At 36.4% G+C, this 18,578-nt stretch carries 20 protein-coding genes; 4 read left to right on the forward strand and 16 right to left on the reverse strand.

Going from position 1 to position 18,578, the window contains the following annotated elements:
- Positions 1-10: 10 nt before the first annotated feature.
- The 4 genes from CSC80_RS15420 to CSC80_RS15435 all read right to left on the reverse strand — a co-directional run bounded on the left by CSC80_RS15420 (position 11) and on the right by CSC80_RS15435 (position 6,050).
- Entirely contained in the window at positions 11-577 is a 567-nt protein-coding gene (locus CSC80_RS15420; protein WP_099192967.1) for an AraC family transcriptional regulator, read from the reverse strand.
- Between the two features lie 3 nt (positions 578-580).
- A complete protein-coding gene (locus CSC80_RS15425; protein ID WP_099192968.1) occupies positions 581-1,798 on the reverse strand; it encodes a TolC family protein in 1,218 nt (405 codons plus the stop codon).
- Positions 1,795-5,547, reverse strand: a complete 3,753-nt coding sequence (locus CSC80_RS15430; protein WP_099192969.1) for an efflux RND transporter permease subunit — start codon at positions 5,545-5,547, stop codon at positions 1,795-1,797. The genes CSC80_RS15425 and CSC80_RS15430 overlap by 4 nt, the downstream gene beginning before the upstream one ends.
- Before the next feature lie 125 nt (positions 5,548-5,672).
- The gene (locus CSC80_RS15435; protein WP_236973413.1) at positions 5,673-6,050 is read right to left on the reverse strand and encodes a hypothetical protein; all 378 of its coding nucleotides are present in this window, start codon (positions 6,048-6,050) and stop codon (positions 5,673-5,675) included.
- Positions 6,051-6,622: 572 nt separating this feature from the next.
- Between CSC80_RS15435 and CSC80_RS15445 the strand changes: the two genes are divergently transcribed.
- Positions 6,623-7,093 carry an FKBP-type peptidyl-prolyl cis-trans isomerase gene (locus tag CSC80_RS15445; RefSeq protein WP_099192971.1) on the forward strand — a complete coding sequence of 157 codons (471 nt, stop codon included), beginning with the start codon at positions 6,623-6,625 and terminating at the stop codon, positions 7,091-7,093.
- On the opposite strand, the gene CSC80_RS15450 is transcribed toward CSC80_RS15445, so the two are convergent.
- The 3 genes from CSC80_RS15450 to CSC80_RS15460 form a co-directional block, all read right to left on the reverse strand.
- The gene (locus tag CSC80_RS15450; protein ID WP_180268630.1) at positions 7,086-8,327 is read right to left on the reverse strand and encodes a hypothetical protein; all 1,242 of its coding nucleotides are present in this window, start codon (positions 8,325-8,327) and stop codon (positions 7,086-7,088) included. The genes CSC80_RS15445 and CSC80_RS15450 overlap by 8 nt on opposite strands.
- Positions 8,327-8,836 carry a TlpA disulfide reductase family protein gene (locus CSC80_RS15455; protein ID WP_099192972.1) on the reverse strand — a complete coding sequence of 170 codons (510 nt, stop codon included), beginning with the start codon at positions 8,834-8,836 and terminating at the stop codon, positions 8,327-8,329. Before CSC80_RS15455 ends, CSC80_RS15450 begins: the two co-directional genes overlap by 1 nt.
- 94 nt (positions 8,837-8,930) lie before the next feature.
- A complete protein-coding gene (locus CSC80_RS15460) occupies positions 8,931-9,359 on the reverse strand; it encodes a peptidylprolyl isomerase (protein ID WP_058102862.1) in 429 nt (142 codons plus the stop codon).
- Positions 9,360-9,620: 261 nt separating this feature from the next.
- On the opposite strand from CSC80_RS15460, the gene CSC80_RS15465 reads away from it, so the two are divergent.
- Entirely contained in the window at positions 9,621-11,129 is a 1,509-nt protein-coding gene (locus CSC80_RS15465) for a TolB family protein (RefSeq protein ID WP_099192973.1), read from the forward strand.
- 28 nt (positions 11,130-11,157) lie between these two features.
- On the opposite strand, the gene CSC80_RS15470 is transcribed toward CSC80_RS15465, so the two are convergent.
- The 3 genes from CSC80_RS15470 to CSC80_RS15480 all read right to left on the reverse strand — a co-directional run bounded on the left by CSC80_RS15470 (position 11,158) and on the right by CSC80_RS15480 (position 12,535).
- A complete protein-coding gene (locus CSC80_RS15470; RefSeq protein ID WP_099192974.1) occupies positions 11,158-11,703 on the reverse strand; it encodes a DUF4251 domain-containing protein in 546 nt (181 codons plus the stop codon).
- Between the two features lie 55 nt (positions 11,704-11,758).
- Positions 11,759-12,031, reverse strand: coding sequence for a hypothetical protein (locus tag CSC80_RS15475; protein ID WP_091603929.1), 273 nt, complete (start codon positions 12,029-12,031; stop codon positions 11,759-11,761).
- A 171-nt stretch (positions 12,032-12,202) separates the two neighbouring features.
- Positions 12,203-12,535, reverse strand: coding sequence for a hypothetical protein (locus CSC80_RS15480; protein ID WP_058102866.1), 333 nt, complete (start codon positions 12,533-12,535; stop codon positions 12,203-12,205).
- A gap of 232 nt (positions 12,536-12,767) precedes the next feature.
- On the opposite strand from CSC80_RS15480, the gene CSC80_RS15485 reads away from it, so the two are divergent.
- Positions 12,768-13,070 carry an HPF/RaiA family ribosome-associated protein gene (locus CSC80_RS15485; RefSeq protein ID WP_058102867.1) on the forward strand — a complete coding sequence of 101 codons (303 nt, stop codon included), beginning with the start codon at positions 12,768-12,770 and terminating at the stop codon, positions 13,068-13,070.
- Positions 13,071-13,093: 23 nt separating this feature from the next.
- On the opposite strand, the gene CSC80_RS15490 is transcribed toward CSC80_RS15485, so the two are convergent.
- On the reverse strand, positions 13,094-13,423 hold the full coding sequence (locus tag CSC80_RS15490) for a hypothetical protein (RefSeq protein ID WP_143751763.1): 330 nt from the start codon (positions 13,421-13,423) through the stop codon (positions 13,094-13,096).
- A gap of 308 nt (positions 13,424-13,731) precedes the next feature.
- On the opposite strand from CSC80_RS15490, the gene CSC80_RS15495 reads away from it, so the two are divergent.
- Complete coding sequence (locus tag CSC80_RS15495) at positions 13,732-14,691, forward strand: TerC family protein (RefSeq protein WP_058102869.1); 960 nt, start codon at positions 13,732-13,734, stop codon at positions 14,689-14,691.
- 5 nt (positions 14,692-14,696) lie between these two features.
- Here the strand turns inward: CSC80_RS15495 and CSC80_RS15500 are convergent, their stop codons facing one another.
- The 5 genes from CSC80_RS15500 to CSC80_RS15520 are packed head-to-tail and all read right to left on the reverse strand — an operon-like array spanning position 14,697 to position 18,570.
- Positions 14,697-14,948: a phosphopantetheine-binding protein gene (locus tag CSC80_RS15500; protein WP_058102870.1), complete on the reverse strand. Its 252-nt coding sequence runs from the start codon at positions 14,946-14,948 to the stop codon at positions 14,697-14,699.
- A 44-nt stretch (positions 14,949-14,992) separates the two neighbouring features.
- A complete protein-coding gene (locus CSC80_RS15505) occupies positions 14,993-16,267 on the reverse strand; it encodes a beta-ketoacyl-[acyl-carrier-protein] synthase family protein (RefSeq protein ID WP_099192976.1) in 1,275 nt (424 codons plus the stop codon).
- Positions 16,268-16,270: 3 nt separating this feature from the next.
- On the reverse strand, positions 16,271-16,708 hold the full coding sequence (locus CSC80_RS15510) for a FabA/FabZ family ACP-dehydratase (protein ID WP_099192977.1): 438 nt from the start codon (positions 16,706-16,708) through the stop codon (positions 16,271-16,273).
- An 11-nt stretch (positions 16,709-16,719) separates the two neighbouring features.
- The gene (locus tag CSC80_RS15515; RefSeq protein ID WP_099192978.1) at positions 16,720-17,502 is read right to left on the reverse strand and encodes an SDR family oxidoreductase; all 783 of its coding nucleotides are present in this window, start codon (positions 17,500-17,502) and stop codon (positions 16,720-16,722) included.
- Between the two features lie 12 nt (positions 17,503-17,514).
- Positions 17,515-18,570: a 3-oxoacyl-[acyl-carrier-protein] synthase III C-terminal domain-containing protein gene (locus CSC80_RS15520; RefSeq protein WP_099192979.1), complete on the reverse strand. Its 1,056-nt coding sequence runs from the start codon at positions 18,568-18,570 to the stop codon at positions 17,515-17,517.
- Positions 18,571-18,578 lie beyond the last annotated feature (8 nt).

Here is an 18,578-nt window from a genome sequence, read left to right on the forward strand (position 1 = left end):
TGGTTCTTATCTACGTAATTCCGTCTAAGGTGTTTCTTCTATTCAACTGATTGTTTTTATATTCCGTTAAACTCATACCTGTTTCTTTCTTAAAAAGCCTACTTAAATGATTTACATTGCTATAATCAAGTAATTGTGAAATTTCGGTAAAGTTGTATTCTTGCAATTGCACCAATTCTTTCACCTTTTCCAGCTTAAGTTTTATAAAGTATTTTTCAATAGTAACATTTTCATTCACGGAAAATATCTTACTGATTTTTGAATACTCCAAGTCCATTAAACCCTCTAAATACTTAGACAGTGTATGTTCTAAATGAAACGGTAATGTTTGTAACAACTTAATGAGTTCAATTTTTATTTGTTCTACCAATCGTTGCTCTTGACCAAGTAATATTTCAAAACCATTTTGCTCTAATGCCGATTGTATATTCACAAAGTCATTACTAGAATTTTCCGTATAAGTAATTGTACCTAACTCAATGTTTTTCAATGTAATACCTAACTTTTCAACTTCACTTCTAATGACTTTAATACAGCGACTACACACCATATTCTTTACAAATAATTTCTTGTCCATAGCCTAGTCTATTAAGTAATTAATAATTGCCGATTGCAGGTAGTATTGCTGAATAGATGCTATTTGATTCAACTCAAATTTGAGCTGTAGTTCCTGTATGTCCAATACATCATTAAAGTCAATTGTGCCGGTCTCGTAATTGGCAATTAGAATTTGCTCGGCATCTTTGGCCTGGGCTACATTTTTACTTTGAATGTTGTAGGCTATTCTAGCTTGGTTACGTTCTGATATCGCTTTTGCAAAAGCAGACTCCAATACATTAAGGCGACTATTCTTTTGAAATTCTATTTCTTGTTTTCGTAATTCATTTTGCTTGGAAATAGATTTATACCTATGATTAAAAATGGGCACTGAAACTGAAACCATGGGCATTAAAATATCTTTGCCATTGTCATCTAAGTCCATATCGGTACGTTCGCTAACCGGCAAATAATCTATACCAAACCCAATTGCAGGTGCACTTTCACGCTGGTTAAGCAATTCTGATTTTACAACAGACTCATAAAGTTTATCATATTTTAATAGCTCTGGGTTAAGGGCAAGTTTTTCTGTATCTATACCAAAATCTTCATTGGGAATTTCCAATAAGGCAACTATTTCCACAGCTGAATTTTCTTCTCTATTGCGTAAAATATTGAAGGCTGCCCGTTCAGAAATAAAAGCTTCTTCTAGTATTTCTATTTGCTGTTGTAGCTCATTCTGGCGAATCTGTAATCGTAAAACATCTACCGCAGAAGCCTTTCCAACTTGTACCGAGGTCAATGCCAGGCGCTCATAGGTTTGTAATAGTTGAATATTTTGTTCAAGTATTCCTTGCTTTGAACGTATTAGAAATAACTCATAATATGATCGGGATACCGATAGCGCCAATTTTCTTTTTGCGATAACGATTTCCACATACTCCGAATCTGCCATTGAGGTAGCGTAATTTTCACGGGCGGTAATTGTACCAAACCATGGCAACATTTGTTTTACCCCTATCCTTGCACGTTGTGCGCCAACCCTAGTTTCCGGTTCACTTACAAAATAGCCGGCACTTATTTCCGTATTAGGAATCCAAGCCGCCTCATTTACTTTTTCATCCGCAATTTGATATCTTAATTCCAGAGATTGAATCTCAGGATTATTTTCAACCGCTTCCTCTATATACTTTTGAACATGTTGTGCTTTTACGGAAAGAACAACAAACCAAAAACAGATATTTAGTATACTATTTTTCATCTGTTTAATTTTTTAAGTTGATATTCTTTTTTCCAGCTAAACAATACCGGAACTAAAAAGTATGAAGTGATATCTATAATCATTCCTCCAAATATTGGAATTGCCATAGGTATCATAATATCACTACCTTTTCCTGTGGATGTCAATACCGGTAGCAATGCTAATATTGTGGTTACGGTAGTCATTAAACAAGGACGAATGCGTTTACCTGCAGCTTCTAAAGTTGCTTTTCTAATTCCGGTCTTATCCGTAGGTTTCTCACTATCAAATGTCTGGGTCAAATAGGTTGCCATGACCACGCCGTCATCTGTAGCAATACCGAACAAGGCAATAAAACCAACCCAAACGGCCACACTTAAGTTAATGGTCTTCATATTAAAAAGTGTGCGCAGATTTTCACCGAACAAGCTAAAATTGAAAAACCAATCTTGTCCGTAAAGCCAGATCATTACAAACCCGCCGGCAAAAGCAACCGCTATACCTGTAAACACCATTAAGGATGTAGTTACCGACCTGAATTGAAAATATAAGATCAAGAAAATGATCAATAATGCCATGGGCACCACAATAGAAAGGGTTTTCTCTGCTCTTAGTTGGTTTTCGTAAGTTCCCGTAAAGCGATAACTTATACCTTGAGGCACTGTTAAGCTGCCTTCTTCAATTTTCTTATCAATTAAAGCTTGGGCACTCTCAACAACATTTACTTCGGCAAAACCATCTAATTTATCAAACAATACATAGCCTATTAAAAAAGTATCTTCACTTTTAATTACTTGCGGACCCTGTTCATACCTAATTGTAACTAGATCACCCAAGGGTACTTGAGACCCATTTTTTATAGGAACATATATATTCTTTAAATCATCGGGATTGGACCTTAATTCCCTAGGGTAACGAACCCTTACACCATAACGCTCCCTTCCTTCAACGGTCTGTGTTAATGGCATACCCCCAACGGCAACCTGCAACACCTCTTGCACATCCATAATAGAAAGTCCATAACGCGCTAGCTGATCACGTTTAATATCAATTAGCAGGTATGGTTTACCAACAATACGATCTGCAAATACAGCTTGCTTTTTGACCCCATCTACTTCTTTTAAAATAGATTCCAATTGCAGCCCAAAATTCTCTATGGTTTTAAGATCAGGACCTTTCACCTTAATACCCATTGGAGCACGCATACCGGTCTGTAGCATTACAAGTCTGGTCTCTATAGGTTGTAATTTTGGGGCAGAAGTCACACCTGGAAATTTGGTCACCTTAACGATTTCGTTCCAAATATCATCTGGACTGTTAATTTCGGGGCGCCAATTTCTATAATATAATCCGTCTTCATCCGCTATCAGATCTTTATTTGTAGCAGTTGTCTTAAGCTGTGAAGCTTTGTAACTGGCGTCTTCATTAATCTTGTTATTCGGGTTAATGACAAACTGACCATTTTTGAGAACGAACAAGCCATCATTATTTACTTTGTAACGTTGTCTATCACCATTACTATTCCGCATATATTCAGACTTATACTGAATCATATTTTCATACATGGATAGCGGAGCTGGATCAAGTGCAGATTCCGTTCTGCCAGACTTACCTACCACCGTCTCTATCTCAGGAATACCGGCAACGGCCATATCTAACTGCTGCAATACACGCTTATTCTCTTCTACACCGGCATGTGGCAAAGAAGTGGGCATTAAGAGGAAAGAACCTTCATTAAGTGCCGGCATAAATTCCTTACCCGTATTTCTCATGATCAAGAACCCCAATAGCAAAACAGTAGTGGGAATCGTTAAAAAGAGCAAACGATTTTTTAGTGCCCAACGCAGAATTTGATCATAATATCTTCTAAAAACTGCAAAAACCCCCAAAAGACCAAAGCAAATAATGGAGACAAAAATCAAGTTCAAAATAATACTTCGATCAAAACCAAGTGGTCTCCAATACGTTGCCAATAACATTACGATTGCTAAAGTAGAAACACCTATATTGATAAGATTTTCTTGGCCTGTAGAGATAAATGATTTCAACTTTAAAAAAGCAATTACCCCAAAGGCAACTAACAGCAATCCTAACCAAAAACCATATATCACCGCAGTGATACCAAGTAAAACGAAAAGACCGTTTACAACATAGGCCGTACCTGTTTTTATATTTCTTTTTCTGAAAAGAAATGCGGCAATGGGCGGTATTAAGAAAAGTGCAATAACCAGTGATGCCGTTAATGCCATGGTTTTTGTAAATGCCAATGGCCTAAAAAGTTTTCCCTCTGCCCCTATCATGGTAAATACAGGCAAAAAGCTAATGATAGTGGTTAAAACTGCCGTTAGTATGGCTCCAGAAACTTCTGAAGTGGCATTATAAATAATTTCATTGGTAGTGTATTCCTCCCCATTGGCATTAAGGCGTAGTTTATCGTCCTCTTGATGTCTTATCATATTCTCCGCTAGGATTACACCTACATCTACCATGGTGCCAATAGCGATAGCTATACCCGATAAGGCCACAATGTTAGCGTCTACATTAAATAGTTTCATTGCTATGAAAACCATTAATACGGCAACGGGCAATAATCCCGATATTAGGATAGATGCACGCAGATTATATACCATTACGATAATTACAAGAATGGTTATAAGAATCTCTAGGGTAAGCGCCTCATCCAAAGTATGCAAGGTTTCTTGAATAAGTTCCGTACGGTCATAAAACGGTACTATGGTCAATTGAGATGTACGGCCGTCTTTTAATATTTTTGAAGGCAAACCAGAAGATATCTCTACAATTTGTTCCTTTACATTGTTTATTACCTCTAACGGATTGGCGCCATACCTAGCCACTACAACCCCACCAACAACTTCTGCACCTTCCTTATCTAAAATACCTCTTCTAGTTTGTGGCCCCAAGTGAACGTTAGCTACATCCTTAACACGTATTGAAACAAAATCCTTTGAGGTAACTACGGCATTCTCTATATCTGCAATTGATTTTACATAACCTAAACCTCTAACCAGATATTCCGCCTGGTTCATCTCCAAGGTTTGCACTCCAATATCCTGATTGGATTCCTTCACCGCTTTAACTACATCTCCCAATCCAATACCGTACTGCCTCATTTTTTCAGGATCCACATCAATTTGATATTCCTGTACATAACCACCAATAGAAGCTACTTCAGATACTCCGCCAGCCGATGCAAGACCGTACTTTACATAATAATCTTGTATGCTACGCAATTCTTGTAAATCCCATCCACCAGTTACATTGCCATCTTTATCACGCCCTTCTAAAGTGTACCAATAAATTTGCCCTAACCCTGTGGCATCTGGACCTAGAGTGGGGTTTACTCCGTCCGGTAGCAGACCACTAGGTAATGAATTTAGTTTTTCAAGAATTCTACTCCGTGTCCAGTAAAATTCAACATTTTCCTCAAAAATGATATATATACTGGAAAATCCGAACATAGATGAGCTACGGATAGTCTTAACCCCAGGTATACCCAATAGGGTTGTCGTTAATGGATAGGTAATTTGGTCCTCAATATCTTGAGGAGATCTACCTTCCCATTTACTAAAAACAATCTGTTGGTTTTCGCCAATGTCGGGAATAGCATCTACTGCCACTGGATTAGAAGGTAAAATACCCGTGTTCCAATTAAAAGGAGTGCTTACAATACCCCAACATACAAACAAGACCAGTAACAATACAGCAACCAACTTGTTCTCTATGAGAAATTTAATGCTCTTATTTAGCATATATCATTGATATTAAATAGTTGAATTAAACGTTCAGATGTTAAAACAATAACAAACAAAACATGCCCAAAACAGGTATCCTGTAGGGCTCAATTTCCGATCAAAAACCGGAACTATTTAATAAATCAAATTAAAAACGTCTGGTGCAGCACTTGCACATTCTGTTTGACAAACGGAGGGGGATAATCTTTAAAAGAAAATTTCTTAGAATCAATTCCTTGAAAAAGATTGATATAAGAATACGTGAATGTAGCCACAAAAACCTGTTGATCAAATGATAATTGATCAAATGAAACTTTAATACTTTCAGCACCTTCAATTACTAATTGAGTATCGGTACAGCAAGATTTTTCGGTTATAGTGGTGTTCTCACAATCAGTTTTAACTATTTCCATACCGCAAGTTTTCACTTGCTCCATGATAGAAAAATCAACCAACATATCTCCACAATAGTGCATATCTACACTAAATGACATTGTAGATAAAAGCACTACAACTGCCATAACAACAGAGATAAATTTGTGAGCTAAAATTTTCATTACATGCAAAATTACTAATTATCTTAATACAAAAGGTGCTGTTTTGCTAATTCTATTGGATTTTATCTATCATAAAACAATCCAAATTAATCATTCACCATCTAAACAAATAGATGCACATTTACATTTTCTTCAGAAACAGTAAAAGTAAAATCACTACGATCTCAAGACTGTTCAACAAGGAAAAAAGAAAAAATTAGGATCAATAAAATAAAAACTTTATTTTAGTACCATAATTTAATAAGCGTGACAACGAAACCAAATTTTGTTCTTCTTTCTGAAAACAACACCTACTACGTAGAATACCTAATTGGGCATCTTGTTTTAGCCAACAGTATTACAGAAGCTGTTATTTTTGAGTCGCAATCCCAAGCACTTAAATTTCAAAAATACTTATATAAGCATTGTAGCGTAAGGTTCTCTGTGAATACCTTTATTGCCTAAAAGTTTAAGTTTATCATTTTTAAAATGGGTTAATTACTTCTTAAAGAGTAAAAGTATAATCAACCTAGAACGTAACTTACCTTAAAAAACATATGAAATATATTACCTGCTTTTTGCTTTTTACCGCATTGGTTTCTTGTAAGTTATCGGATGACACCAATCCTATAGTTGTTGAACCAATTGATTATTCTGAAATCAACGAAGAGCAAATTAATACGTATTTAGAAGATAATTTTCTTCAATCTCAAAAAACGGATTCTGGCCTACATTACATTATTGAAAACCAAGGAGAAGGCGCAAAACCTTCAGCAACATCGAATGTAACCGTTGCTTACAAAGGATACTTACTTGATGGACGTGTTTTTGACCAAAATACGGATGGACTTTCCATAGGATTAGACCAAGTGATTTCCGGGTGGACCGAGGGTATACCCTTATTTAACGAGGGAGGAAATGGCATATTACTTATACCGGCACACCTAGGTTATGGTAGTTTTGATGTCAATGGAATACCAGGCGGTTCAGTATTAATATTTGAAGTTGAATTGATTTCGGTTAATTAAACGATAACGCTTCTACCTGCATTTTTGCGGTTTTAACCTGGGTGACGGCTGCTTCCTGTTCCGTCCAAGCAAAGTACAAGGTCTCTTCCATAATTTCCATTTGAGGAAATCCGGATTTTCTAGAATCCACCATTTCGGTAATTACTTGTTGCTGAGACGTTTTACCGCTCAAAGTAATTGCCATTGCTTTGAACAATGCGGTCTTATCATTTGCTTCCATCCAACTCACAACAGCGGTTTCCTCATCAGCCCAAAGCACATCTACCCTACCAATTACCCTTCCCTCAACTATGGTAATTGGAGCTGAAAACTGAGCACCACCATCAGAGGAAAATACCAGTTGTACTTTTTGTTTGTTGCCAGCACCGGTAAACCAGGCTACGACCAAATTATTACCTAAAACATCAACTTTAGGACCGTTCACGGGGCATCCAATGATCTGCCAATCATCTTCATGTATTACTTTAGGTGCCGTCCACTCCCCGTTAACCTGACGAACTATACTTATATCACGAACTTCTTTATTTGATCGATCCCTATAAATTACAATAGGACCGTTATCGGTAATCGCGGAAGTTGTTTGACAGCAATCGCAAGTCTTGTCGTCTAATTCATATTCTTCAATAAGATTACCCGTTGCAGAAACTACACCACCACGCAGTGTCATTGCCCCGTGCTCCCCTACTTCATTTGCTTCGGTATTTCTTCCATCTAGCCAATTCACAAAAAAATTGTTCTGATAAGGAACTATACTTACAAATCCATGTTCAGTAGGCGTGCCATCCGTATGCAAACGCAAATCTGTATTCCAATGTGTTTCTCCTTTTGGTTTCACGTTCATTTTAATATCATAAGAATACGTGCCAAGGCTAGATTTTTTTAAAACGTGAGACCAAAGGCTACCATTATTTTCAGAGATCATAGGATAATCCGCCCAATTCACGAACCAGTTTGTACCACTCAGTATACTTTCTGATTCTTGCCATTCACCATCCACTAATTCTGAATATTTTAAAGTGGTCAAAGTATCATCAACAGTTTCTACCCAAGACATTAAGGCAACATCTTTATTTACCATGATATGAGGTAAAGAGCTAGCCATGGCAGCAGGAGAAGTCATTTTTTGCACCAGTGGCAGCTGCTTATTGGGTTCCGGTTTAGTGGTTGAATTTTTGCACCCAAAACTGACACCTAAAACCAAGAATACAACAGCAGTACATATTAATTTACGCATTATTGAACAGCTCTAAGTTTTTCAATCACTTCTGGACTGTCCCATTTTAAGCCTCCATCAAAACGTAACACCTGTTCACCTACTTCATTATAAATGAAGGTAGCCGGTAAGGCACTTACCCCTTTGTTGGCATAGACACCATTATATTTTATAAAATTCAGATTAAAACCTCGTGCCTCTTTAAATTTTTCAATTTTTGCCACGGACTGGTCCGAAGCAAATAAGAATACATAATTTTCATTCTCTAATATAGCCTGCGCCTTTTCCATATCCGGCATTTCCGCAATACATGGCCTACACCATGTAGCCCAATAGTTTAAGAGTACCCGTTTGCCTTTATAATCGCTTAAGGAAATTGCGTTGCCCTCCAAATCTTCATAGGTAGCAGTCGATTTCTTTTCTACTACATTATTTTCATTAACCGTTGCCTTCTGAGTGTTGGTGTTAACATCTTTACAACTTGCCATGGCAGTAGCCAAAACCATGATTAACAGTGTTTTTAAATACATACCCAAATATAATATTTCAATGGTTTAAAACATTAGAAATTAAACCAAAAAAAACCGCCCTATTAGGCGGTTCTTAATTTATTACCGAGTTTATTTATTTGATCTCAACAAGCTCTAGCTCAAAGGTCAAATCTTCACCGGCCAATGGATGATTTGCATCAACCACTATGTCATTTTCATTTACTTCTGCTACGCGCAATTGTCTTTCACTACCATCTGCATTAGTGGCCATTAAAGCCATATTTACTTTTGGCTCAATTTCAGCTGGTAATTCAGATTTTGGTACAGTTTGAAAAAGCTCTTTTTGCTTTTCCCCGTATGCATCTTCCTTAGCTATGACGATAGTCTTTTTCTCGTTAGGTTCCATATCCAACAAACCTTTTTCAAAACCAGGAATCAAACTACCTTGTCCTAATTTTACTTCTAGAGGTTCTCTGTCTACCGAACTATCAAATACTTGACCATCACTTAATTTTCCTGTATAATGTACACGTACTTGACTATCTGCTTTTACTTTGCTCATACTATAAATTTCTACTATTTCACTTAATTAAGATACAAAGGTATTGTTCTTAGTAGGGAATAACGAAGATTATAGAAAAACCTTCCCTTTTTAGCCTCATCTTAACAAAAACAGCATATAAAATCTTTAAACAGTAGGGAGATCGAATAAAAATCAACAAAAATTCAGCGAATATAAATAGGCTTTTTATACCCTACTAAGCAGACAATTAAATTATTAGGTATATTTAGAAGACAATCAACCAACAATCAACTTATAATCATGAAATCTCCAACATATCTATTTGCTTTCGTATTCACCTTTTACTGTTCAATTCTACAAGCTCAAGAAACAATAGGACTTTTTGACAACCAAATAGGTATAGGCAATCCTAATTTAACCGGTTCTGCCAGGTATAATAAAAATGAACAGACTTATACCATAAATGGTGCTGGCAAAAATATGTGGTTTAACAACGATGAATTTCAATACCTCTGGACCACCATTCAAGGCGATTTTATTTTAAGAGCCACCATCAACTTTAAGGGAAAGGGCAAAGACCCGCACAGAAAAGCAGGATGGATCATAAAAAACGACCTAAAATCTAACACACCCCATGTTAATGCAAGTATTCATGGGGACGGATTAACTTCTTTACAATATCGAAGAATTATTGACGGACCTACCGAAGAAATTAAATCTAACGATGAATCACCAACTATAATTCAGTTAGAAAGACGTGGCACTACGTACATAATGTCCACTGCTAAATTTGGAGAGGAATTTACACATGTTGAACTTAATGATGTGGCTTTGGACGAAGAAGTATACATAGGATTGTTCGTTTGTTCACACAACCCTAAAGTATTGGAAACCGCAACTTTTAGTAATGTTAGGATTATTAAACCTATGAATAATGATTTTCAACAATATCAAGACTATATTGGTAGTAACTTAGAGATTATGGATGTTTCTACGGGACATCGGACCATAATTTACAAATCGGCTCACTCCATACAAGCGCCTAACTGGACTGTAGACGGTAAAAGGTTAATATATAATTCAAAAGGTCTATTATATAATTATGACCTAGACACCAAGGCTATAAGTATTCTCAACACAAGTTTTGCCACTAAAAATAATAATGACCATGTACTTAGTTTTGATGGTAAACTTTTAGGAATTAGCCATCATAATCCAGAGGACAATAATACTTCGTCTATTTACTATTTGTCAAGCGAAGGAAGCAATGAACCAAAAAAAGTAACTAAACCTGGTGTTGGTGCTTCTTATCTACATGGGTGGTCACCAAACCAAAAAGAAATGCTGTTTACAGGAGAAAGAAATGGAGCATATAATATTTATTCAATTAACGTTAAATCTAGCAAAGAAGAGCAATTAACAGATTTTAAAACATTGGACGACGGTGCGGAATATGGCAAAAACGGCAAGTTTATATTTTTCAACTCAGCTCGTTCAGGCACAATGCAATTGTACAGAATGAAAGCAAATGGCAAAAAACAAACTCAATTAACTTTTGATGAATATAACGATTGGTTTCCTCATATAAGTCCGGATCAAAAGTGGATTGTTTTTATTTCCTTTCCTAAAGATATTGATCCAGGGGAACATCCTTTTTACAAACATTGTATGCTAAGAATCATGCCAATAAATGGTGGAAAACCTAAGGTTTTAGCTCATATCTATGGAGGTCAAGGAACTATTAACGTACCTAGTTGGTCACCAGACAGTAAAAGTATTGCCTTCATAACCAATACGGACAACTACTAAACTATTACTTTAAACATTTAAATATAAATTATTCATTTTTAGTATTTAGTGCTTTAACATTGCCATTATATTGAATAGTATTCCTATTGGTAGTATTCACATTTACCAAACAAGAATTATTTGGAAATATATGCATGGTTATAGTATATCGATCCGTTTTGTTGCTTATTTGAAAGTTGATGATATACTTTTGTTTGTCCTCACTGAAAATTTGTTCATAATCGATGGGAACACCATTAAACTCAACCCCATCCGCAATACCGTAAGTACCTCCAAATTGTCTTTCACCATAGTAAGGCAAATTTGCGGAAACACTATCATTGAATACTTGTAAAAAATATCCATTACCATTTAAGTCTATTCTTGAAACACTATTTCCAGGTGGTAAAAGCCCGCTGTTGGCAATAGCAGTTAAACTCTGCGTAGCCATGGGACTAGCAAATTTAGCTGAAAACTCAAAATTCTTTGACGAAATTAAGGCATGTATTGGGTGCGCATCATCAATTAAGGTTTTAGATGATTTACAACTAAACATGATACAACAGATAAGTACAAATAAAAATGGTGCTTTCATAAGGTTTAACTTTACACACCCTAATCGCTACCAATTTTATGCCAAAGAGTGTAAATTAATCTTCAAATTCTTCTTCCTCGAACTCGGTATTCGCTAAAACCGATTTCTTAAAATTGACACTGTGAGACTCTTTGTACAATGCCTTTATCAATCGTTGACGTTTTCTATCTGAAATATCCAATGTATCAAGTGCCTTTATTTTTTGCTTTAAAGCTGCCCTTTGCAACATAACGGCAGTTTCATAATTAGGCTCAAACTGAAACATTATTGGTCCTTCATCTTCTTCATTAGGTTTTACAGAAGGCGTAGTGTTCTGTTGTGAGTACAACAAACTAGTACAAAAAAATGTGCAGCAAATAGCTAGCCGCATAAATAGTTTCATATCAATTTCATAAGTGTTCTACCTCTAAATTAAGAACAATTATTTTAAAATGTAAAGAAACCCAATAGTTAAAGAAAAATAATATTCAAATTTACCAATCACCTAAGAAATAAGCTTTTAAACGGTTTGTCTTGAATCAATACGCTTTCTAAATTTTAACGTGTACTCCATAAAATCGAATTCAAGTTCAGAAGTTTCCCTGATATGAAAATTGACCATGTTGTATTGTTCCGGCAATAGATCATTAGTAGACTTTAAATACTCAAGCAAACTTTTATTAACCTCTGAAAGCTTCTTAATCGTATTTTTTAAATGCACCTTGGTTTCAAACAATGCCATCGTTGTAGGTTCATACAAATAGGAATCTACCCTAATTTTAAAATGTTGGATAGTGTTTTTACAACGTTCCAACTTACCTAAGCACTGAGATTTATCCTGTACATTTTCCATGGCGGTTGATTTAAAAGTAAAAATGTGGGAATTTTACTTCAATTTAAGATAAACACTTCATATTTGTACTATGTTTGTGTAAGTTTAACTTAATTTTAAAATGGAACCGAAACTGCTAACCTTATAAAAACAAAACAGTTAGCAAAACTTAATATTGACCTACCATCTTATTAAGATATTTTTAATTGTGAAGCATTACCAAAATGAGTATCTTAAACTAAACTTATAGCCTATGAATATCAATTTTGAATACGACGATGTAAAAGCCAGTAATCGTTTAGAGATTATGGCAGCGCAAAAATTAGAGAAATTATTGGATAAGTATGATTTTATTGTAAGATCCGATGTTTTTTTCAAAAAAGAGAATACCTCTTCCCCCGACACAGGTATGGTTTGCAACATACGCTTAAGTGCACCGGGACCGCGATTATTTGCGCAATCCTCTTCAGCTAGTTTTGAAGCTTCCATAGCTTCTTCGATTGAGGATTTACACCGACAATTAGAAAAAAGAAAAGCAAAAATGCAGTCTCATTAGACTGCATTTTTTTATACCACTTCCTATTCTTCAATCAACGTATATTCCGCGACCGCTTCTTTAATTTTTTCAGAGAAAGGATTTCGCTTTAATTCTAAAAGCAACCGTTTTCTTTTTCGATCCGATATTTCAACAGAATCCAAGATTTCCTTTACACGATATTGATATGCGATACGACTTTGTTTCAATGCAATTCGTTCCGAAGCAGTTAAGACATAATCGGATTCAAATTGGTTCAACAAAGGGCGTTTGTTTACTTTTGCACTAACAGTATCTGAATTTTGTGCAACAGCAGTGTTCATCCCCAAAAAAAGGCACATGAAAACACCACCCCAAAGAGCTAGTTTTTTCATTTCATATAGTTGTTCTACCCTTAAAGTAGCAATTTTATTACTACCGGTCAAAAAACTAGAAACTTACTTGCACTTCATCGAAAGTATTGCTCGCTTTAACTGCAAAAGGTAATCTGCCAAGCTTTTTAGATACTTATGGCATATAGGCTAAAAATATAGTCAAAAGATGTAATGCTTTTTAAACACAAATATCACCTTTGCAAAAACGATAAGGTATTTAAATAAATGATAATCAAGCATTAACGTTTTAAACAAATCACAGTGCTACTTTCCATTTTTTAATACCTTTGCAACTTCAAAAATTTTATATGATAGTCTGGATAGTCTTTATCGCATTTGTACTTGTATTTCTTGCCCTTGACCTAGGGGTATTCCACAAGAACGAACATGTAATCAAATCTAAGGAGGCAGGCATCTGGACCGCTATATGGGTAACCGTTGCCCTAGCATTCAGTGGTGTTATTTATTGGCTCTTCAATGCGGAAATTATTGACAACCCAACTGCACTTACGCCAAATGACGCCGTTTTAAAATATATAACGGGTTATCTCATTGAGCTTTCACTTAGTGTGGACAATGTATTTGTAATCGCCGTCATTTTTTCATCCTTTAAAATTCCGCCTTTATACCAACACCGTGTGTTATTTTGGGGAATTCTAGGGGCAATCGTATTTAGAGCATTAATGATTTTATTTGGTGTTGCATTAATAACCAAATTCGAATGGATCATTTACGTTTTTGGAGTATTCTTATTGTATACCGCCTTTAAAATGTTAAAGGGCGATGACGATAATTTTGACCCCAAAAATTCATTTGTCTTTAAACAAATAAAGAAGATTTACCCCGTAACGACGACTATGCATGGTCACGATTTCTTTGTTAAACGAATGGGGCTCAATGCTGCTACACCGCTTTTTGTTGCATTAATAGTGATCGAATTGACAGATATTCTTTTTGCACTTGATAGTATACCTGCCATATTAGCGATAACAGCTGACCCGTTTATTGTATTCAGCTCTAACATACTTGCTATTTTAGGTTTACGATCTATGTATTTTCTAATATCCAGAATGCTAGAAAAATTCAGGTACATCAATTATAGCTTAGTGGTTATTTTAGCTTTCGTAGGTCTAAAAATGCTTTTCTCACATTATGTTCATTTACCTGAATGGGTCTCGCTGACCGTAATTTCGGTAGCACTGATTTCCGGTATTCTTGCATCTACTCTAATTAAGGATAAGAACAAGGAACACGGTACGGAGAGCTAACATTATTATGTATTTAATTTTGCATCTATAATAGCAACGGCATCATTAACGGTCTGCATGTTTTCCATATCCTCGTTCTCTAACCGGATATCAAAAGCATCCTCCACATCCAACACAATATCTACCAAGTTGGCAGAGTTGATATTTAAGTCGTTCATCAAATGGCTATCTTCTGAAATATCAGAAAACGCTACGTCTTCGGGAAGGTAGACTTTGATAATATTTTTTAATTTTTGATACTTTTCTTCCTTTTGCATACTACTATTCAATTTTTAATACTATTCGGTATAAACTTATAGGGTCATTTAGTAAACGCTTTAAAAATTACACAGGCATTGACATCTCCAAATCCAAAACTGGCTTTGGCTATTATACTAGGTGCATGTTCTAACGTCTTTCTTGGGATACATGAATCTGCAATCAGTTCAGTTATTTCAGGGTGAACATCTTCACAATTGATATTTTTAAAAACAACTTGTTCTTTAAATTGAAGAATAGCTGCCACACATTCCATACTACCTGCAGCTGCCAAACAATGACCTACTGCACCTTTAAAAGAATTAATAAAAGGAAAATCCGCCCCTTTTCTATTTAAGGCCACGCTCCAATTCTCAATTTCCAAGCTGTCTTTTGAGGTAGCCGTCAAATGCCCGTTAACAACATCTATATCCGATGCTTCTATACCGGCATTGACTACAGCATTCTTAATACAGCGTTGTACCGCCAAGCTATTGGGTGCTGTCATAGAACCTTCGCCTACTTGCCCTCCACTATTAATTTCCCCACCTAAAACTTCGGCATATATGTGTGCACCACGTTCTTGCGCACTTTCTAAAGATTCTAATACCAAAGCTCCTGCCCCGCTACCCGGTATAAATCCGCTTGCAGTTGCACTCATTGGCCGGCTCGCCTTTGCCGGGTCATTATTATATCCCCTAGGCAATATACGCATGGCATCAAAACCTCCCCATACATAAGGTCCGCTGTCACTACAACTACCTGTGAGCATAATTTCCGCCTTTCCTTGACTTATTCTATCATAAGCCATAATTATACCTTCTATTCCCGTAGTACAAGCTGCAGAATTGGTGGTCACTTGATTTCCACACCCTAACATACCCCCTAAATAAGCACTAATTCCACTTGCCATGGTTTGAATAACCGAAGTACTACCCAATCTTCTCACATTACCATCATCTATTAAGTGAATGGCTTCCCTAAATTTATCTACCCCTAGGATACCTGTTCCAAAAACAATTCCACGATCCCAACTAGGCTCATTTGTCGTATTCTTAACAAGTCCCGCATCATTCCAAGCATCCACACCTGCAATTACACCATACACAATTCCCGAAGCATTTAGCCCCCTTCTTTCTAATGGAGTAAAATAAGAATTGATCAAATTATCTTTCACCAAGGGCTCTCCCGCTACTTGACAACCAAAGCCAAGCTTCTCTAAATTTGGTTGATGCCTAATGCCACTTTTACCATCCAATAATGCCTGGGTAAAATCAGTAAGACCTACACCATTTGGCGCACAAACTCCTAAACCGGTAATTACAACACGTCTACCCATTAGCTATCTCATCATGCCTGCCAATATACCTTTACAGACCAGTTTATCTTGTTCATTATACATTTTTACATGGCACTTTAATTTCTGGAATCTAAAATACTTCAGTTCTGAAATTACTTTTACCCGTTCTCCAGGAAAAACAGGTAATAAAAAATCCATTTCCGAACTGCTCATACTTATACCAACCGCTTTCTCTGCCTCATCTTTCCCCATTAAATATACGCCCAAACACACCAAACCAATTTGGGCACAACACTCCGTTAATATGACTCCAGGCGTTACAGGGTTATTCTTAAAATGACCACTATAAAAATCAGCATCAGCCTTAAACGTATATGAGCCATCAATACCAGTATCATGTGCATTTAAAATTTCATCTACAAATAAAAAAGGATGTGCATAAGGCAATTGGTCCAAAATATAAGAATATGATTTTTTCATAGGTTTTACATTTATAATAAACTTTCACCTCCATCTACCTTGATTACGGTACCCGTTATCCATTTTGCCTCATCAGTGGTAAGTAAATACACTGCATTGGCAATGTCTTCTGGAGTGGTTAAACGATTATTAGGGTTTCTACTCAGGGCATTTTCTTTAATTTGTTCAAAACCGGGAATCATTGATAATGATTTGGTCATTGTAATACCCGCTTGTATACAATTTGCCTTTATACCTACGGAAGCGAACTCCAGTGCAATACTTCTTGTCAATGCCTCTAACGCCACCTTAGCCACTGAAACAGCACTATAATTAGGTAAGGCTTTGGTATTACCTTCACTGGTAAACGATATTACCCTAGTATCATCAGCAAACAACGCTGCTATTTCTAAGGCTTTTGTCCAATCGAACAAGCTTAATGCCATTGCGTCAAAAGTTATTCTAAAATCCACATCTGTTAAAGTAGGTGCTGTTTTGGAGTACATAGGCTTTAATGTGCCTTTTGCCACGCTATGTACCATTACCTTAATCTTATGCCCAAAAGGCAACTTCTGCCTTAAATCATCAATAATTCCTTTTCTTTTCTCAGCATTTAAGGCATCTACATTCATTGCCAGTAATTGATTGCCTAATGCTTCAATTTCATTGAAATGTTCTTCGATGATATCCATATCTGCCCGTCTATCCCTATGAATTATGATGATGTGGTAGCCATGGGAAGCCAATTTCTTTGCCGTTGCCAACCCTAACCCGCTACTACCGCCTAAAATTAATGCCCAATACCTATTTTCCATATTTAAAATATACTACCATTCTATTAATACCCGTTGTGCCGAAAATCCTGGTCCAAAACTTAGAATGAGCCCTTGCTCTCCTTCCGGAATTTTCTTATCCATGAAGCGCTCTAAAACGTAGAGCACCGTAGCACTGCTCATATTTCCATAAAGACGCAATACCTCTCTAGTGTCATCAATGTTTTTCCCTAAAGCGCCAAATAAAGCTTCTACGGTCTGCACAATTTTTCTTCCACCAGGATGAAATACCAAGTGGTCTACTTTCTGAATGGAACTACCGTACTTTCCTAAAAAAGGATGTACTATTTCTGCAAAATGATCAGCAATGGTTTCGGGTACTGCGGGATCAAGTATCATTTTCAATCCGTGGTTGGTAAGGTCAAACCCCATCATTTGGGTAGCATTATGAAAATGGTACATTTCCTCTCCAATTATTTTAGGTCCAATTGCATTTTCTTCGGATGATAATAACACACATGCCGCCCCATCACCAAAAATTGCCGCACTGACCATATTTGCCATGGAATAGTCTTGAAGCTGAAAGGTTGCGGTGGGACTTTCTACCGATACCAAGGCAATGCGCTTACCCGGATTGGATTTCAAAAAATTGTGTGCATATATGAGCCCGGAAACGCCAGCTGCACAACCCATTTCTGTTACGGGAAGTCTAACTACATCTTGTCGCATACCCAATTCATTGATCAAATATGCATCTAACGATGGAATCATTATACCTGTACAACTAACCGTAATAATGTAATCTATTGATGAAGCCGCCCAATTACTTTTGCCCAAGGCTTTCTTTAAAACATTACCCCCCATACGTTTGGCCTCTCTGCTATAAATCTTGTTCTTATCTTCAAAAGAAGTTGTTTGAAACACATCTTCCGGTGGCATAATTGAATAACGTTTATCTACCGCAGCGCCTTCAAATATTTTAACCACTTTTCTGGTAAACCGTTGCTCTTGCCCACTTAACCAATATTCAACAAGGGGAATAATATCCTCGGTATTTCTATAATACGGTGGTAATTCTTTGGTGACAGATACAATTCTTGTGTAATTCATAGCTTTCT

This window comes from Maribacter sp. 6B07 (genome assembly GCF_002700155.1).
Classification (GTDB): Bacteria; Bacteroidota; Bacteroidia; order Flavobacteriales; family Flavobacteriaceae; genus Maribacter; species Maribacter dokdonensis.

What these genes read in the sequence shown, in the direction of transcription:
- CSC80_RS15420 (WP_099192967.1), bottom strand. Translation starts at nt 577, where the DNA reads ATGGACAAGAAATTATTTGTAAAGAATATGGTGTGTAGTCGCTGTATT.
- CSC80_RS15425 (WP_099192968.1), bottom strand. Translation starts at nt 1,798, where the DNA reads ATGAAAAATAGTATACTAAATATCTGTTTTTGGTTTGTTGTTCTTTCC.
- CSC80_RS15430 (WP_099192969.1), bottom strand. Translation starts at nt 5,547, where the DNA reads ATGCTAAATAAGAGCATTAAATTTCTCATAGAGAACAAGTTGGTTGCT.
- CSC80_RS15435 (WP_236973413.1), bottom strand. Translation starts at nt 6,050, where the DNA reads ATGGCAGTTGTAGTGCTTTTATCTACAATGTCATTTAGTGTAGATATG.
- CSC80_RS15445 (WP_099192971.1), top strand. Translation starts at nt 6,623, where the DNA reads ATGAAATATATTACCTGCTTTTTGCTTTTTACCGCATTGGTTTCTTGT.
- CSC80_RS15450 (WP_180268630.1), bottom strand. Translation starts at nt 8,327, where the DNA reads ATGCGTAAATTAATATGTACTGCTGTTGTATTCTTGGTTTTAGGTGTC.
- CSC80_RS15455 (WP_099192972.1), bottom strand. Translation starts at nt 8,836, where the DNA reads ATGTATTTAAAAACACTGTTAATCATGGTTTTGGCTACTGCCATGGCA.
- CSC80_RS15460 (WP_058102862.1), bottom strand. Translation starts at nt 9,359, where the DNA reads ATGAGCAAAGTAAAAGCAGATAGTCAAGTACGTGTACATTATACAGGA.
- CSC80_RS15465 (WP_099192973.1), top strand. Translation starts at nt 9,621, where the DNA reads ATGAAATCTCCAACATATCTATTTGCTTTCGTATTCACCTTTTACTGT.
- CSC80_RS15470 (WP_099192974.1), bottom strand. Translation starts at nt 11,703, where the DNA reads ATGAAAGCACCATTTTTATTTGTACTTATCTGTTGTATCATGTTTAGT.
- CSC80_RS15480 (WP_058102866.1), bottom strand. Translation starts at nt 12,535, where the DNA reads ATGGAAAATGTACAGGATAAATCTCAGTGCTTAGGTAAGTTGGAACGT.
- CSC80_RS15485 (WP_058102867.1), top strand. Translation starts at nt 12,768, where the DNA reads ATGAATATCAATTTTGAATACGACGATGTAAAAGCCAGTAATCGTTTA.
- CSC80_RS15490 (WP_143751763.1), bottom strand. Translation starts at nt 13,423, where the DNA reads ATGAAAAAACTAGCTCTTTGGGGTGGTGTTTTCATGTGCCTTTTTTTG.
- CSC80_RS15495 (WP_058102869.1), top strand. Translation starts at nt 13,732, where the DNA reads ATGATAGTCTGGATAGTCTTTATCGCATTTGTACTTGTATTTCTTGCC.
- CSC80_RS15500 (WP_058102870.1), bottom strand. Translation starts at nt 14,948, where the DNA reads ATGCAAAAGGAAGAAAAGTATCAAAAATTAAAAAATATTATCAAAGTC.
- CSC80_RS15505 (WP_099192976.1), bottom strand. Translation starts at nt 16,267, where the DNA reads ATGGGTAGACGTGTTGTAATTACCGGTTTAGGAGTTTGTGCGCCAAAT.
- CSC80_RS15510 (WP_099192977.1), bottom strand. Translation starts at nt 16,708, where the DNA reads ATGAAAAAATCATATTCTTATATTTTGGACCAATTGCCTTATGCACAT.
- CSC80_RS15515 (WP_099192978.1), bottom strand. Translation starts at nt 17,502, where the DNA reads ATGGAAAATAGGTATTGGGCATTAATTTTAGGCGGTAGTAGCGGGTTA.
- CSC80_RS15520 (WP_099192979.1), bottom strand. Translation starts at nt 18,570, where the DNA reads ATGAATTACACAAGAATTGTATCTGTCACCAAAGAATTACCACCGTAT.